We start from the raw sequence: 15408 nt of genomic DNA, 5'->3' as shown, positions 1-15408 counted from the left end.
CCGTATCATAAAAAAATCCCCGCTCTTAAGCAGGCAACTGCTGGAAGTGGGGACTTTTTTTATAATGCTAGGAGCGCGAATTTTTTCTGCGCATTTTCGCTTTGACCGCAAAGCCGTAGCCGATAAAGCCCAGTGCCACGAGGGAGCACAGGACAGCCATCCAAGGCATGCGCAAGGCGATGAACAAGGAAATCGCGGCCAGCAGCAGCGTGCCGATAAAGGCAAACAGCAGGGCGAGTGGTTTACTCATGGGTGTTAACCTACTTTCATGATAGTGACATAAGCGTATGATTTTATTTTAAACTTTTTTTGGTCCCGTGCATATAAATTCGTTTCCTCCACATACTATCATTGCAAGCTTGCAAATACATCAAAGATTATAGCTGACTGAAAGGAGTCTGATCCTGATGGCATCACGTAGCAGCAACACACTAGTTGTACCGCAAGCAAATGGAGCACTTGACCAACTGAAGTACGAGGTAGCTCAAGAACTGGGCATCCAAATTCCTCAAGATGGTTACATGGGGAATATGGCTACTCGCGACGCAGGTTCCATCGGTGGTAACATTACCCGCCGTTTGGTCCAAATCGCTGAGCAAACACTCGCAGGACAATCCGGCTTCCGCAGCTAATGTTGTCCATTTTATCTAGCATTTCCGTTTTCTCGTAATAATGAAGCCCGGAGGCCTTCCAAAAGCCTCCGGGCTTTTGATGTTCTGCGACGGTTGCCCGCAGGTTAACCCTCTTGATACTTCTCAAGCAGCTCGGCCAGATGTTTCCGAATCGCGGCTTTCAATTCCCCCGGCCCGATCAGCACTGCTTCTTTTCCCAACGAAATAAAAAATTCGGTATAAAAAGGGATGTCACTTCGGGATACTTCCACATCAATCTCAGCAGTTCCGTCTTCGTGTACATGAAGGTGGGGAGACAGCCACAGTTCTGACTCGCAGCGCTGGGTACCGATACGGGTCAGCTCCGCTTGCAAACGGACGGGATCTGTTGGGAGTGCTACTTCCCGGCGGTTCAGGCGAACATCGCCCAATTTCAACGGTTCGGCTGAACTTGGCGTTGCATCGCGAATCCGGTCGCAGCGAAAAACTCGGATGCCCTCGCGCAGGAAACAATACGCCGTGCAGTACCAGAAGCCGTTATGCGCATAAAGGGAGACCGGCTGAACTTGCCGAGAGGTCGTTCCTTCCGACTTGGACTCGTACGTGATCGTCAGCACTTTCTGATGAACCGCGGCATCAAGCAAGGCGGACAAGTGCGGGGCGTCGCCCCGGCGCGTCGGCGAGACGAAGTCTACCCGTTCCTTCATGTTGTCGATTTGATCTCGAATGTCGCCTGGCATGTGTAGATAAAACTTACTGAGCGCCGAAGCTGATTCGGCATCGAAAGGCAGTGAAGAATAGTGACGAAGCGCATGCACGGCAAAAAACATTGCCACCGCCTCCCCTTCCGTAAACGCGATAGGAGGCAGGACGCGTTCCCTCAGCACCTGATAACCTCCGTGCGGTCCTACTTCCGAATAGAGCGGCACACCCAGCTCGCTTAATTCCTGCAAATCCCGGAGAATCGTTCGCGTGGAAACGTTGAACTCATCCGCAAGCTCCCCAACCTTGAAGCGCCGTTTACGGTTCACCGTCATCATAAGCTCCATAAGCCTCTTGGATTTAGGCATGCTGTTCCTCCTTGCTGATTTTACATTCACGACAATTATTGTCACTATTATGCCGTATACTCTTCCTTGTAAGCAAGCTTATTTCTAGGGCGTGTCTGAATGCTCCGAAGGCCGCAGATTTTGCCGAATTTTCGTTCCATGCAAGGAACTTTTGTGAAGGCGTACCGGGGGTACGTCAAGCGAAAGTGACGCAGCAGGGGGCGAAAAGGTGGTGAAAGATGCCCCTGAGCGGGTTTTCAGACACACCCTAAACAAGGAGTGAACGCATATGCGTAAATTTGCTGTTCTGTTTTTCTGTATCATGTTCCTTATCGGGACGGATACCTTTCTCATCTCTCCCTTGCTGCCTACGCTGCAGAAGGAATTTGGTGTTTCCACGGACATCGCGGGTTGGATGATCGGGGCTTACACCCTCGGATCTGCCATCTTTGCATTGATCGCAGGGCCGCTGTCCGATGGCTGGAATCGAAAAACCGTCATGATCGGAGGTTTGTTGGGCTTCGCTATCTCGACGATGCTGTGCGGCTTCGCGGACAGCTTCTGGAGCATGTGCGCGTTCCGCTTTTTGGCCGGCATTTCCGCAGCCTTCACCGCTCCCCAAGTGTGGGCTTCCATTCCGGCTGTCATGCCGCCGGCTCGCATCGGCAAGACGATGGGGTTGGCCTTTTCCGGACTCGCCGCCTCCCAAGCATTGGGTGTTCCGATCGGAAGCTGGCTGGCGGTCACCCGTTGGTCCATGCCGTTCTGGACAATCGGCTGTATTGCGATGGTAATGGCTTTCGCCGTCATGTACCTGCTGCCCGACATCAAGCCTGCGGCACAGTCCGGCGGCAAAAGTTCAATTCTCCGTCGCTACATCCCGCTCATCACAAGCGGCCGCGCCAGAAGCGGGTTTCTCGCTTATCTTTTGCTTCACCTGGGAAGCGGAACTTCGTTTGCCTTCATCGGCAAGTGGATCGCCGACCAGTTCGCTTATCCGGTGAGCCAGATTGGTACCGTAATGATGTTCCTGGGGTTAGGTACGTTTGCAGGAAGTTTGATCAGTGCAGCCATCACGCAAAAAATAGGGCGCATCCCTGCCTTGATGTCGGGCATGCTGCTGCTCTCGGGCCTGTATATCGGAGGCCCTCATCTGCCGGGCATCACCTCTGTGACGGCTGCCTATTTTATCATCTTTATGATCCTTGGTGTTCTGTTCCCCATCGCGATGGAAGCACTGACCTCGCTTAACGCTTCGATTCGGGGGACGATTTCCAGTCTGGCCAATTCGACGATGAATGCGGCCAATACGCTGGGTGCATGGATCGCAGGTACCCTGTATGTTCAACTGGGGGGTTACGCCTCCATTGGAATCTTCTCGGCGATCTGTTTAGTCCTTTCGCTAGGGATGTTTCTGGCGGGGGGCGTATTTTCCAAAAAGACGGTTGAAGTCCCAGCGCCTACCGCCCGCTAGCCTTTCACGCAAAAAAAGATGCAAAAACCGGTTTCCCGGTCTTTGCATCTTTTTTTAGTAGAGATCCACGCGCAGCTTCTTGCCAAGCTTGGAATCGTTCACCCAGCCGACGTAGGAGTCCAGCACCTCGTAATTATGGTCCATGAGCAGCACACCGACGAATGGATACTGTTTACGGTGGCGGTAGCGAACATCCGCCCAGCGAACTTCGTAGCCCCACCGATGCGTCTTGACCTCGGCAGCGGCAAAGGAGGAGAAGTACAGCAGCGCTTGAATGTCTTCATGCTGCTTGGAGGCCTCGACAGCCGGATGCTCTGCGCTGGTCACGGTGTCCAGCCACTTGAGCTTGCCATTTTTCAATTCGCCTAATTGGTACGTACCGTTCGCGCGGCGCTTGACCACGTTCCAGACATACAGATTGAATGTTACAATAAGGGTGTACTTGTCGCCTGGTTGGTACGTCGGATCTTTGCGGTACAAGCCTTTTTCGATAATAAAATGATCCAGTGTCCGCCATATATAATAGAGGGCGATGAGCGCATACAGCGTCGGGAAGATCAAGGCCGGGCTCGCGATTTTAAACGACCACATGAAGATCGCCGCGAGATGGCTGGTGAAAATAAACGGATCGAAGATGTGGATAATGTTCCACGAAATCCACTTTTCCGTAAACGGTCTGACCGCTTGCGTGCCATAAGTATTAAAACAGTCGGTAAATACATGGAAGCATACGGCGAGTCCGACCCACATCGCAAGATGAAGGAGCGGGATGCCGTGGAAGAAGAGCGCCAGCGCGCCCGTGATGAGCAGTGTCCACAGCGGCAGGGCCGGCAAGGAGTGCGAGCGCCCGCGGTGGTTGCGAATGTAGACGGCGTTCCCTTTAAACCGCAACAGCCCGTCCACATCGGGAATCTGCGATCCGACTACGGTGCCGATGAAGACGGCGGTTGCCGTCGCTGTATCGGCTGAAACGGCGGGATCGATATGGGAGAGTCCTGCTAAGCCTAAGCCGATGACAAGATGAGTGCCAGTATCCAAAGGGGTATCCTCCTAGTTACGCTGTCCGAATTTTGTCTTGAGTCGAGGATGAAGATCGATTGCTTTCTTCCTTTAGTTTACCATTTTTACCTGAAAAATAAATCGGAAGGAGATCTAAAAATGTCTAAAGTTTTTGTAGAGTATGCCATAAATGCCGAATACCTGGAGACATATCTCATCTATATGCGGGGGTGGCAAGCGCGGGAAGGGCGTTTGCAGGTGATGGAAGGGACAGATCAGCGGGGACTTTTTGTCGAGATTTGGGATGGAGTCACGTTCGAAGAGTATGGAAGGATGAAGGAAGAGAGGCAGCGGGCTGCGGAAAGCGGAACAGGGGAAGCGGACTGGGAGCAATGGGTGCGAGGCGGGCTGGCCAAGCTGCATATGTGGCATTTTACCGGCATTTAAACGCAAATAAACCGCAGTTCCAAGTGGAACCGCGGTTTGGTGTCGGTCTTCTTATCTTCCTGGGCCTGTGCCGCCGGCAAACGGGTAGGCATAGTTCAAAGGCTCGTCGAACGTGATGTAGTCGAGGTTCACCATAAGTAAGAGAAAGCGCATGCCGGTTACCGGATCCGAGATGATGATATGGTCGCGGCCCGCAGCTTCGAGTTTGCCTTTGAAAATTTTGGCATTCCACTCCGAGTTATTCTCGTAGGTCATGTAGATCGTCGCCATTTTCCCCAAGTTCAGACGAAGAATGTTCTCGATATAGGATTCTTCCAGCGGAGCGGCAGGCACGTTGACACCGGTTTGCAGCGGGATTCCGGTCGGGGAAAGCGTCGAGCCGGCTGGTGTCATGGGCACCATTTTATTCGTAACTGCCGTTGGAACAGGGTAAGACGGATACGTGTAACCGAGTTGCGGGTTGGCTTGGTTGCCGATTTTGTAAGGGTTGTTTAACATTTCCAAAATGTCCTCCTTGAGCTTTGCGCACGAAAGCTTTTTGTAATCGTCGTGGTTGGGGAATTTCCATATCATCATATTGTGCGGATGCCTAATTGGTGACGGATTTTGGGAATAAAAAAAGGCTCCCTCGCGGGAGCTTAAGACAGTAGAAATTTGTACCCGACGCCCCATACCGTTTTGATATGCTTCGGTTCTTTGGGATCGGTTTCGATTTTCTTGCGAAGATTGGCGATATGTACGTCGATCGCTCGTTCGGTTACATAACTGTCAAAGCCGCGGACGCGGTTGAGAAGTTCTTCCCGGCTGTACACCTTGCCTTGATTTTGCCAGAACAGCTTCATAATTTCAAACTCGGAAAAGGTCGTTTCCACGACTTTGCCATGAACGATCAGGCAGCGCTTCTCGATGTCCAGCGTAATTTTCATTGGCGGGTCAGGCTGCATCTGCGCACGGGCGGGAACGGTTGAAGCGGCCGATAGTTCGGAGGCGGCGGATGCGAAGCTGTGAGATCTGCGCAGCAGCGCCTGCACGCGGGCGGAAAGCTCCCGCATGGAAAACGGCTTGCAGAGATAATCGTCCGCGCCGGTCTGCAGCCCGCGCACGCGATCGGAAACCTCGCTCTTGGCGGAGATCATCAGTATCGGGATGTTCGAGGTCCGTCGAATGTGGGAGCAGAGTTGAATGCCGTCAATGTCCGGCAGCATCACATCCAGAATCATCGCATCCGGCTGAAACTGCTGCAGTAAACGTTCGCCTTCTCCGCCGTTCTCTGCGCGCTTGACTTCGTAGCCGTCTTCATACAAATATATGGACATCATTTCGCCGATGCTGAAGTCGTCTTCAATTATTAATATTTTTGACATAAACGTTCCTCTCCTTTGTGATAAAAGGCCAGGTGCTCGATATGCCGTTCGCCATAATCGATCCTATCACTACCAATGTTATCATTATCCAATTTGTGCCGTCCAGTTTTACTTAATTAGACGTCGGCCGATTAGGCCATCTCTCATGAAAAAAAGCTGGGCGGTACTTGACGTCTGCAGCTGCAGGTCAAGCGGGCCAGCTTCTTGTGTTAGGATGTACCAAGTCCCAGAAAATCATACCAAGAGATGCTTGCGCACAAGCATGGCGGCTCTTTCTCTTTTTTTGAATTCCGAAATGGTAACGAATGGAAGAAGCCTTTTCCACGCATACTGGGAGAGGTAGTTCAAAAAGTCGTCGTATGAGAATCGACAATCTGATGACAAACGCGATTGCTTCATTGTCAAAAGATGTAGGGGTTGGTATGATGGGAATGTTCAATTCATACGTCATTCGGAATTTCGACATAGAGGAGGTTTATTCAAGATGGACAATCAAGCTGTTTATGAGAATCTTTCGAGCCGCGAGACAGCCGGGGCGGATTCTATAGAAGCTGCGCATAGGCAGGCGGCGGAGCCTGTAACATTGAAAGATTTTTATCGGCTGGTGAAGCCGGGCATTATTTACTCGAACCTGATGACGGCTTTTGCCGGTTACTGGGTCGCAGCACAGTGGGATGTAGACTGGATTCACTTGATTATGACGATGCTGGGCACCGCGCTCGTGATGGCGGGCGGCACCGTGCTTAACAACTACCTGGATCGGGAAATGGATGCGAAGATGGAACGCACGCAGAAGCGTTTGCTGCCGAGCGGCCGCATTTCTCCGAATGTGGTGCTGTGGTATGGCATCGTGCTTGGCTTGATCGGACTTGCGGTGCTGTATTTCGGGGCGAGTTCACCGCTGGCCTGCTTGATCGGATTGCTCGGCTTGTTCTTGTATGTATGGCTGTATACGGCGTGGTTCAAACGCACATCGGTGTGGAGCACGTTCGTCGGCGCTTTCTCCGGTGCGACGCCGCCGGTGATCGGTTATTGCGCCGTTAGCGGTACGGTGGATCCCGGTGCGATTCTTCTGTTCTTGTTCCTGTTTTTGTGGCAGCCGCCGCATTTCTGGGCGCTCGGCATACGCCGCATGGAGGAGTACCGTAACGCAGGCTTCCCGCTGCTGCCGGTTGTGAAAGGTACGCATGTGACGAAAATGAGCATGATACGTTACGTTGTGCTGCTCGTGCCGGTTACGGTCATGCTGACGGCGTTTGGCTATGTCGGATACATTTTCTTGGTGGTTTCAACGATTTTGGGATTAATGTGGGTGTTCATGAGCGTGAAAGGCTTCCAGGCCACTGGCGAAGCGGAAGTGATGTGGGCGAAGCGGATGTTCTTGTTCTCCCTCTTGTATTTGACGCTCTTGTCCGTATTGATGGTCGTGGACACAGTCAAACTATAAGCTAAGCGTGGGGGAAGAGGCAGGACATGGGGACTTTTCTGGGAAAAAACTGGTTCAAGCTGGCCATCGGCGTTATTCTGGTGGCAATGATTGCTTCATTTGCTTATAAATTGCTCTCGAATGGCGGCAAACCGGATGAACGGCTTACCGCCATGAAGGCCGCGCCGTCGTTCAATCTTAAAGATCTCGACGGCAAACCCGTCACGTCGCAGGACATGAACGGAAAAGTACAGCTCGTCTACTTCTTCTACTCGTTCTGCCCGGATGTGTGCTTGCCGACGAGCTACATATTATCCCAGGTACAGGATGAGTTGAAAAAGAAAGATTTGCTCGGCACGAAAGCCCAGATTCTTTCGATCACCGTAGATCCGACGCGCGATACGCCGGAAGTACTTAAGGCGTTCGGCAACCGTTTCGAATCCAAACCGGTTCCTGGCGGCTGGACGTTCCTGCGCGGCGAGGAATCGCAGGTGGCGAAGCTGGCCGAGGATTTTGGCATTATGGTCATTAAAGAGAAAGACGGCAACTTCTCGCATTCCAATGCGATTCTGCTCGTCGATCCGAAGGGGCAGCTTCGCAACTATTACGATGCAAGCAACCCGGAGTTGACGGTCGACCACATTGTGAAAGACGTCGTGACGCTGTCGAAAGGCAAATAACTTTCATTCATAAGCAGGATAGGAATCGGCATCAGGATAGATGATGTGGGCTTCCAGTCCTGCTTTTTCTAATTGCTGGATGAGGTAGTCTTCCGGCGTGCCCTCCACCCCGGCATACCCTTTTCGGGTATAGATATGTTCCGCGTCAGGAAACGTGTCCCGCAGGAGGGCGCGAATTTTTTTGCCCGATGCGTCGTTGTCAGTGAAGATGTAGACGTCGCGGTCACCGACTTTTTGCTGAAGCTGATGAAGGGTTAGGGAGCTTGGTGTTCCGAAGGTGCAACAAATATCGATGCCGCTGTCCAAGACGTGCCGGAGGCGGCTTTTATCGTTTTTTCCTTCGACAATGATGGCGATTGACATGAGGATTCCTCCCTTGTTCTAGAAAATGGGATGCTTGGAGGGGATGCTGTTAGTATACCCTGATTTGGCGAATGTTCCAACAGGTGGAGGGGAACAGACATTTCCCGGGAAATGCCACCATTCGACATGGGCTTGGAAAAAGAAAAAGCCTGCACGCTGGCAGGCTCGTCTGTATTCTTTTCACAACCGAACCTCGCTACGTCGTCACCGGCGCTTTGAACGTCCGCAGCGGCAGCAGGGACAGCGCCAGCATAAGGACGAAAAAGGCGATAAAGTACGAGGAAATCTGTCCGCGCAATTGACCGGCCACCATAGGGCCGATGAAAGCGCCGATTGAGTAGGAAATCGAAAGCAGCGAGAACATGCGGCCGTAGCGGTTGGCGCTGGTGATACTGGCGAGCAGCGCGGCAAGCGCCGGGTAGATGACGCCTTTGGCCATCCCGATCAGGAAAAGCGAGACTGTCAGCGGAAGCGGCCAGTTGATCGCCAGCCCAAAAAAGATTACGGCCAGTGCGAAGCTGCCGCACACGGTGCGCAAGAACGGCGATACGCGGTTTAGGAACCAGAATGAGATGCTGAGCAGCGCGCCGAGGGAGACGAGCGTGAAGAAGACGCCGGAGGTCAGGATCGAATCCCGCGCCGATTTCATCAGCGGCAGCTCGAAAAAGAGAATGCCCTGCGAGCAGGACAAGGCCATCGGGATCATAAAGAACAGCCAAGGGATCGCCGGGCTGCCCGAGGCGGTCTCTCCAAAATCTTCGAACGCATGATGCCCATGCCCATGCGCGTCCATCGGCGCCGGCGAAAGCGGCTCTTTATGAAGCAATTCCTTCTCCCTTACGCCAAAAATAGCGAGAACGCCGGTAGCGATCAGCACCCACCCGAGCACGGAAAAGGCGGTAGTAAATCCAATTTTGGCGACGAGTACGGCGCCTGCTGCCGGGGAAACGACAGATGCGAGCGTGTGCACGAGCCCGTTGCCGGCCATCAGCTTGCTTTGATGGATGCGGTCCTTGGCAATGCGTGCCAGCAGCGAGAGGCAGGCCGGCGAGAGAAACGCGAGCACGAAGCCGGATATGGAGCGGATATAGAGCAGATGCCAAGGATCTTTGACGCTGGATTGAAATAGCAAGATAATCCCTGCTACAATCAAGGAGAAAATAATGAAAATTTTGCTCCCGTATTTATCCACGCCAAAACCGGCCATGACGTTGCCTGGCAAATGGGTCAGCGAATATACCCCCATAATGAGCCCAATGAAAGAAGGGGCCGCTCCCAATGATAAGGCGAAGGGAGATAGAATCGGGTACTGCGCGTGCAAATCGAAGAACGCGACGAACATGAATAAGTACAGCCAAATGGCTGTTCGCATGGTCTCACCACCTCGGTCATAATCTTGTCTATGCTTAGATGTACGCCCCTTGTCCGAAGGATATGACGTTTCCCCATAAATGACACAATTTCCTATGAGCAGTTGAGGAGGAGCTATGGATCCCATTGTTATTATTTTGCTTGGCGTCGTTGCGATTTATTTGTTGATCCGGCTGCGGCACTCGTTTCGCAAAGGGAAGGGCAGCATGGACCGAACGGAAGATATTCAGCGCGAGCTCGCCCGATTACGGAAAAAAAGAGATGAAGATTAACGAGTCTCTGTAGTATGATAGGAAGGGAATTTGGAAGATAAAGAGGAGGATTCGCATGGATCAGTGGATAGCATTTGCCCAAGATCGCTGGTATTTGATCGTCGGTGCCATTATTGTACTTTTTATTATAGTCGGAATTGTGAAAACGGTTGTGAAATGGGTGATTGTCGTTGCCATTGTGGCGGCTCTGCTCGTTTATGGGGCCAGCTATAAGGATAAAATACAGGATATTGGGGCAAGTGTCATGACCCAAGTCGGCGACGAAGTCAAGGATAAAGCGGTAAGCGCGATCACCTCGGAAGCGAAGGATGCGAAGTTTAAAGCGAATCCGGACGGCTCTTTTGAAATTACGACGAAAAGTCTCAAGATCGAAGGAAAGTCCGGCAGCGACGAAGTTCAAGTGACGTTTCTAGGCAAAACGTTTAAAATGAACGCCAACGCAGCGGTGAACGAGCTGATCGAGAAAGCGAAAGCAAACGCCAAGTCTTAGTCGCCGGTCTACGGATAAGAAGGTGGTGAGTGCGCAATGATGGACAATGTTTGGTTATCGTCTACTTCTATGAATCTTATATCCATCTTGATTGTGCTAACGATTGCGGGCTCGGTGATTCAAGGGATATTCCGGGGGGCATCCGGCTCTGCGAAGCATCTCGTCTTTATGCTTGTGGAAGCGGCAGTCGCGTTGGTGTCCATCGTGATTGCGTGGCAAGGTGTACAGTGGCTCTCGCCGCATGTCCAGGAATGGCTTAAAGCGCGGGATTTGCAGGTGCCTGCAGCGGAAATCAGCTCTTTGAAGCAAGCGTATTACACCGTCGTGACAAGTCTGCGGGATTTTCCGCTGCTGCGGTTTGGCGTGTTGTTCATACTGGGATACTTCCTGGTCAAGCAATTGCTGAATGTGATCGTGGACGCTGGACTGGGGCGCTGGATGCATGTGCGTCAGGCTAATCCTTATCGGCGAAAATCGTTCGCAAGTTCTGTGACCGGCGGTCTGATCGGTTCCGTTGCGGGACTGGCGAGAGCGCTGATGCTCATTGCGGTTTTGTTTATTTATGTCACCTTGTTCCCGCATTCGCTGGTCACACCGTATATCGAATCGTCCCAGATGTATCAAAAGGGAGCGAACGAGGTGATTTCTCCATTTACGGGGGAATTCATCACCGAGAAGGCCCCAGTGTTCACTAGGGCGGTGGAGCAGGAATTTTCGAATATTTTACAGCGCAAGTATGAAGTGCTGGATGCCAAAATTTCCGGCAATATTGCGGATGCGGCCAAAGAAATTACGGCGAACGCCCAAACGGACGAAGAAAAGGCGAAGCTATTGTACAGTTGGGTCGGTTCGCGTATTCAATACGATTGGAACAAAGTTGATCTATATGAGAACCAGCGCATTTGGAAGGAGCAGACGCCGGAGGACACGTTCAATACGAAGAAAGGTGTCTGTATCGATTATTCCAGACTGTATGCGCAAATGGCCAGGGCCGTCGGTCTTGACGTCAAGGTCGTGACAGGACTTGGCTACGACGGGCAAGGCGGATACGGTCCGCACGCGTGGAACGAAGTGTATCTCGCCCAATCGCAGAAGTGGGTGCCGCTCGATTCGACTTGGGTATCCAGCGGGGGGAACTGGTTTAACCCGCCTAATTTTGACCGGACGCATATTCAAGATGTATAGATGAGGAGATCGGCATGAGAAAGCCATTGGAAGCTTATAAAATGATTTATCTGGACGCTGGGGATACGCTCGTGACGATTCCAGCGGCGCAGACGATTTTGAAGCAGTATCTCGGCCTGCGGGCTATTGATCGGGACGAAGCGCATATTCATGAACTTTTCACGGAGGCGTTTCGTCTCTTTTATTATGTGGAGAAAAAAGACAACTTTGCGGTGTGCAGTCCGGAGTCGGATCGCGCCTTCTGGGTAAACCTATACAAGCACGTGCTGCATAAGCTCGGCATCCATGAGGAGTGGACGGAGGAGCAAATCTGGGCCTGCTGCCATGAATTGTATGAGATGTACACGGCGCCGGCTTACTATGAATTGTTCGACGATGTAAAGCCCTTTCTGGAAAAGCTGAAGGAGCGCGGCTTCCGGATTGGCGTTGTGAGCAATTTTGCCCCAACCTTGCCTGCGATTCTGGCCGATAAAGGGATTGCGGACTACTTTGAAATGGTCATCGTATCCACCGAGGTGGGGCTGGAGAAGCCGGATCCGGCGATTTTCCAATTGGCGCTGGATAAGGCAGGTGTCGCGGCAGATGATGTGCTGTACATCGGCGATCATGAAACGAACGATATTTGGGCCCCGAATCAAGTCGGAATTGATGCGGTGCGCATCTTGCGCTATCCGTATCATCACGGAGAGGGTATTGGTTCCCTGCTGGAATTGTTCGACGATCCGTCCGTTCGCGAAGCAGTTACGTAAGAAAGGATCTGACGAAGCATGAAATCATCCATCATGGATGATCCGAAGAAACATGAAATCACGAAGAAACGGCACTTTTCCTTTCGGATCAATATTTTTTTCTTTGTTACGTTTCTCCTGTTTTCCGTCCTGATTGTGCGTCTGGCGATTCTGCAGTTCGTGCAGGCGAAGGAATTGAAGGAAGCGGAGAATACGAATACGAACCAGTTCAACAAAATTGCGCCGATTCGAGGCAATATTTACGATTCCACGAAACAACCCTTGGCCTACACCATTCCTGTGCAATCGCTTTTCTTCCGAATCGAGCCGAACCAGCAGGATAAAGACGAAGTGATCGGGCTTGCGCGCAAGCTGTATACCGACGTATTTCAGAAATACGGCAAGGCGACGGCCAAAAACCCTTCGCCAGAAGAGATCGTGCTAGCCATGGATCTTGGTTACGATATTAACAAAGAACCAACTAAGGCTCCTAGCTATTATTCTGTGCCGCGACGTATTAAAGCGGATTTGTCTAACACAGAGATTGCCTATTTGCTAGAGCACCGTGATGAGTTCAAATGGTTGGAAGTGACGGAGGAAAGCATTCGTACCTATGCAATGGACGATGACAATACAACGACAATTGCGACGCAATTGATTGGGTATACGAACGTTTTTTCCACACAAACAGCCAAGGACATGTACAAAGACGATCCAAACGCTCAGGAATATCTGGCGAGTGAGACAGTTGGTTTTGACGGAATCGAACGAATGTATCAGGATGAGCTGCGCGGGAAGAACGGTGTGAAGAAATATCCAGTGAATGCCGCGATGAAAATTATCGGCCGGGCGGAGGTGACGGCGCCGGTTAAAGGCAATAACTTGTATCTGACGATTAACAAGGATATTCAGAAAACGACAGAGAAAATGTTAGCCGATCACATTAAATACCTGCGTGACCCTTCTCATGCCAGTAATCCATATTTAAAGCCTGGCATGAAGGCGTCGTCGGGTTTCGCAGTTGCGATGGAAGTGGATACAGGACGTGTTGTCACCATGGCCAATTATCCCGACTATGACGCGAATGTGTGGACGGGGGGCATTTCCACGCCGATCTATAATGAAATTTTCACGTACATTAACAACGGTACGATCCGAACAGCCAAAGCGAAGTATCCGGATGAAAAGGAAAACGCCAAGCATCCATCTTCGATCGTCTTCATGGGTTCGACGATTAAGCCGTTGTCCGTGCTTATCGGGCTGAAAGAGAAACTTTTTACGGCAGGGCAGCAGTATTACGATACAGGTACGTTCTCCTTCGGGAAAAACGGAAACAGCTCAATTTCGAACTCGGATCGAGCGGCTTACGGAACGCTCACAGCTACAACGGCTATCGAACACTCCTCCAATACGTATATGTCGGCAATGGTCGGCATTCCATTCTGGGATAAGTTCGGGCGAGAGAATGCCAACGTGACAGCCAAATGGGCCGAGTATTTGGCGAAGTTTGGCATTGGGGTCAAAACAGGAAGTGACTTGCCTGGCGAAATAGCCGGAACCAACGACTTCATTGCCAATGCGAAGAAAGACAGCTATCAGTCTGCTATGGTCTACGCGTCATGGGGGCAGAACGAAAAGACGACCACGCTTCAGCTTGCACAGTACGCGGCTACGCTGGCGTCCCACGGCAAGCGGATGAAGCCCTTGTTCGTGGACGAAATCCGCGACTATCAGGGTCAACTCGTGAAGAAGATCGAGCCGGAAGTCGTCGAGGACGTCTCAAAGGAGTTCGCCGCTGCCGATTGGAATACCATTATTAAAGGCATGAAAAGCGGCGCGGAAGGCATCGAGGAACTGCCGTATAACGTGGCGCGAAAAACAGGGACATCGACCCAGCAAGTTGCCGGAGGTACGGTCGATAATGCGGTACTGATCGCCTTCGCACCGGCCGAGAATCCGAAGCTGGCCGTGGCGGTCGTCGTGCCGGAGGGCGGCTTTGGCCGCTATGGCGCTTCGCCAATCGCCGCCAAAATCTTTGAGGCATACGATGCCGCCAACGATGGTATTTTGACCAAAATGGGCGGCGGCAAGAAGCCGTGGTAAATGAGAAGGAGTGGGCTGCGGCCCACTCCTTTTGCTTTTCGGCAGGCTGCGCTTCGGCAGTTATCCCCGTTGGTCGGGTAACTGTGTCCGCATCAGCGCTTCGGATACTATCCCCATAGCTCAGGTGAGAATGAGATTTGCTGCCCGAAGGCTATCCAGCGGAGGCCAAACCACTTAGCAACTGCAGATTGTACATCAAATCTACACAAAACAGCCAATTTTCGCGATTATCCTGCAAAAACTACATTAAAAAAGTCTTGTATGGCCGCTAAAAGCCAATTTTTCTGGCAAACAAGCAAATTTTGATGTACAAAATACAGGTTCTGGGCGGAAATCCAACCAAAACGAAAAAATTAAATGTACAATTTGCAGGTATTGGCTTTTAGTCATTTCTGTAGACGAGTGGTTATCCGCAATCTGTGGCCATTCCAAGAGTACATCGTCACGCTCTCACGTGTGAGTGAAGTACCCTGAGGGAAAGGGATAGTCTTTAAAAGGAGGTTTGGCCAACAAGGAGCGCCGGGGAAACGTGATTCGGGCTGGGGGCAAGGGAATCTTTATTGTTTCTGTTTGTGCTTCTTACTCTTAGGACTGCACCATCAACTGCTTATGTGCATATCCTGTAGCAAGAGGGAAAGCCCTCTTTTACCCAAAAAGTTGCATTTAGTCAACTTTTGTGCACAGAGGAAAGGTGGTCGAGCGCCATGAAAAAGAGACGGTTGTCCGCATCGGTCAAACGCCTGCTTATTTCCATCATTTTTCTATAATTCGCTTGCTGAGCCTGCCTTCATTCTATTTCCAGAACGACCGCTGAATATGGTATACTAATGTATCGGTTGTCCAAGA

The 15408-nt window shown here is 51.5% G+C and carries 17 protein-coding genes; 10 read left to right on the top strand and 7 right to left on the bottom strand.

Features of this window, described 5'->3' with window-relative positions; translation table 11 throughout:
- Positions 1–67: 67 nt before the first annotated feature.
- Complete coding sequence (locus tag ABE504_RS19025) at positions 68–250, bottom strand: DUF5325 family protein (RefSeq protein WP_430091585.1); 183 nt, start codon at positions 248–250, stop codon at positions 68–70.
- 157 nt (positions 251–407) lie between these two features.
- Between ABE504_RS19025 and ABE504_RS19020 the strand changes: the two genes are divergently transcribed.
- Positions 408–632 carry an alpha/beta-type small acid-soluble spore protein gene (locus tag ABE504_RS19020; RefSeq protein ID WP_126142076.1) on the top strand — a complete coding sequence of 75 codons (225 nt, stop codon included), beginning with the start codon at positions 408–410 and terminating at the stop codon, positions 630–632.
- 104 nt (positions 633–736) lie between these two features.
- On the opposite strand, the gene ABE504_RS19015 is transcribed toward ABE504_RS19020, so the two are convergent.
- Positions 737–1681 carry a helix-turn-helix transcriptional regulator gene (locus ABE504_RS19015; RefSeq protein WP_430091583.1) on the bottom strand — a complete coding sequence of 315 codons (945 nt, stop codon included), beginning with the start codon at positions 1679–1681 and terminating at the stop codon, positions 737–739.
- A gap of 268 nt (positions 1682–1949) precedes the next feature.
- Here ABE504_RS19015 and ABE504_RS19010 point away from each other — a divergent pair, with 268 nt between their 5' ends.
- Positions 1950–3134, top strand: coding sequence for an MFS transporter (locus ABE504_RS19010; protein WP_430091581.1), 1185 nt, complete (start codon positions 1950–1952; stop codon positions 3132–3134).
- A 54-nt stretch (positions 3135–3188) separates the two neighbouring features.
- Here the strand turns inward: ABE504_RS19010 and ABE504_RS19005 are convergent, their stop codons facing one another.
- On the bottom strand, positions 3189–4172 hold the full coding sequence (locus ABE504_RS19005) for a metal-dependent hydrolase (protein WP_430091579.1): 984 nt from the start codon (positions 4170–4172) through the stop codon (positions 3189–3191).
- A gap of 120 nt (positions 4173–4292) precedes the next feature.
- Here ABE504_RS19005 and ABE504_RS19000 point away from each other — a divergent pair, with 120 nt between their 5' ends.
- Positions 4293–4580 carry a hypothetical protein gene (locus ABE504_RS19000; RefSeq protein WP_430091577.1) on the top strand — a complete coding sequence of 96 codons (288 nt, stop codon included), beginning with the start codon at positions 4293–4295 and terminating at the stop codon, positions 4578–4580.
- A 51-nt stretch (positions 4581–4631) separates the two neighbouring features.
- Here the strand turns inward: ABE504_RS19000 and gerQ are convergent, their stop codons facing one another.
- Together gerQ and ABE504_RS18990 are read right to left on the bottom strand one after the other, a co-directional pair.
- Positions 4632–5078 (bottom strand): spore coat protein GerQ, encoded by a 447-nt coding sequence (gene gerQ, locus ABE504_RS18995; protein ID WP_430091575.1) that lies wholly within the window; start codon positions 5076–5078, stop codon positions 4632–4634.
- Positions 5079–5218: 140 nt separating this feature from the next.
- Positions 5219–5944, bottom strand: coding sequence for a response regulator transcription factor (locus ABE504_RS18990; protein ID WP_430091573.1), 726 nt, complete (start codon positions 5942–5944; stop codon positions 5219–5221).
- A gap of 484 nt (positions 5945–6428) precedes the next feature.
- Here ABE504_RS18990 and cyoE point away from each other — a divergent pair, with 484 nt between their 5' ends.
- Together cyoE and ABE504_RS18980 are read left to right on the top strand one after the other, a co-directional pair.
- Positions 6429–7391: a heme o synthase gene (gene cyoE, locus ABE504_RS18985; RefSeq protein ID WP_430091571.1), complete on the top strand. Its 963-nt coding sequence runs from the start codon at positions 6429–6431 to the stop codon at positions 7389–7391.
- 26 nt (positions 7392–7417) lie between these two features.
- Complete coding sequence (locus tag ABE504_RS18980; protein ID WP_430091569.1) at positions 7418–8050, top strand: SCO family protein; 633 nt, start codon at positions 7418–7420, stop codon at positions 8048–8050.
- Positions 8051–8053: 3 nt separating this feature from the next.
- On the opposite strand, the gene ABE504_RS18975 is transcribed toward ABE504_RS18980, so the two are convergent.
- Entirely contained in the window at positions 8054–8413 is a 360-nt protein-coding gene (locus ABE504_RS18975) for a toprim domain-containing protein (RefSeq protein ID WP_430091567.1), read from the bottom strand.
- A gap of 196 nt (positions 8414–8609) precedes the next feature.
- On the bottom strand, positions 8610–9785 hold the full coding sequence (locus ABE504_RS18970; protein WP_430091565.1) for an MFS transporter: 1176 nt from the start codon (positions 9783–9785) through the stop codon (positions 8610–8612).
- Between the two features lie 115 nt (positions 9786–9900).
- Here ABE504_RS18970 and ABE504_RS18965 point away from each other — a divergent pair, with 115 nt between their 5' ends.
- The 5 genes from ABE504_RS18965 to ABE504_RS18945 are packed head-to-tail and all read left to right on the top strand — an operon-like array spanning position 9901 to position 14562.
- Positions 9901–10056: a hypothetical protein gene (locus ABE504_RS18965; protein ID WP_430091563.1), complete on the top strand. Its 156-nt coding sequence runs from the start codon at positions 9901–9903 to the stop codon at positions 10054–10056.
- Positions 10057–10111: 55 nt separating this feature from the next.
- A complete protein-coding gene (locus tag ABE504_RS18960) occupies positions 10112–10546 on the top strand; it encodes a hypothetical protein (protein ID WP_430091561.1) in 435 nt (144 codons plus the stop codon).
- A gap of 36 nt (positions 10547–10582) precedes the next feature.
- On the top strand, positions 10583–11731 hold the full coding sequence (locus ABE504_RS18955; protein ID WP_430091559.1) for a transglutaminase domain-containing protein: 1149 nt from the start codon (positions 10583–10585) through the stop codon (positions 11729–11731).
- A 14-nt stretch (positions 11732–11745) separates the two neighbouring features.
- Positions 11746–12480, top strand: coding sequence for an HAD-IA family hydrolase (locus ABE504_RS18950; RefSeq protein ID WP_430091557.1), 735 nt, complete (start codon positions 11746–11748; stop codon positions 12478–12480).
- Positions 12481–12498: 18 nt separating this feature from the next.
- A complete protein-coding gene (locus ABE504_RS18945; RefSeq protein ID WP_430091555.1) occupies positions 12499–14562 on the top strand; it encodes a peptidoglycan D,D-transpeptidase FtsI family protein in 2064 nt (687 codons plus the stop codon).
- Positions 14563–15408 lie beyond the last annotated feature (846 nt).

The organism is Paenibacillus oryzisoli, from assembly GCF_050467285.1.
GTDB lineage: Bacteria > Bacillota > Bacilli > Paenibacillales > NBRC-103111 > Paenibacillus_E > Paenibacillus_E oryzisoli_A.
The sequence above is the reverse complement of the archived record's forward strand: the minus strand, read 5'-3'. Positions and strand labels throughout refer to the sequence as shown.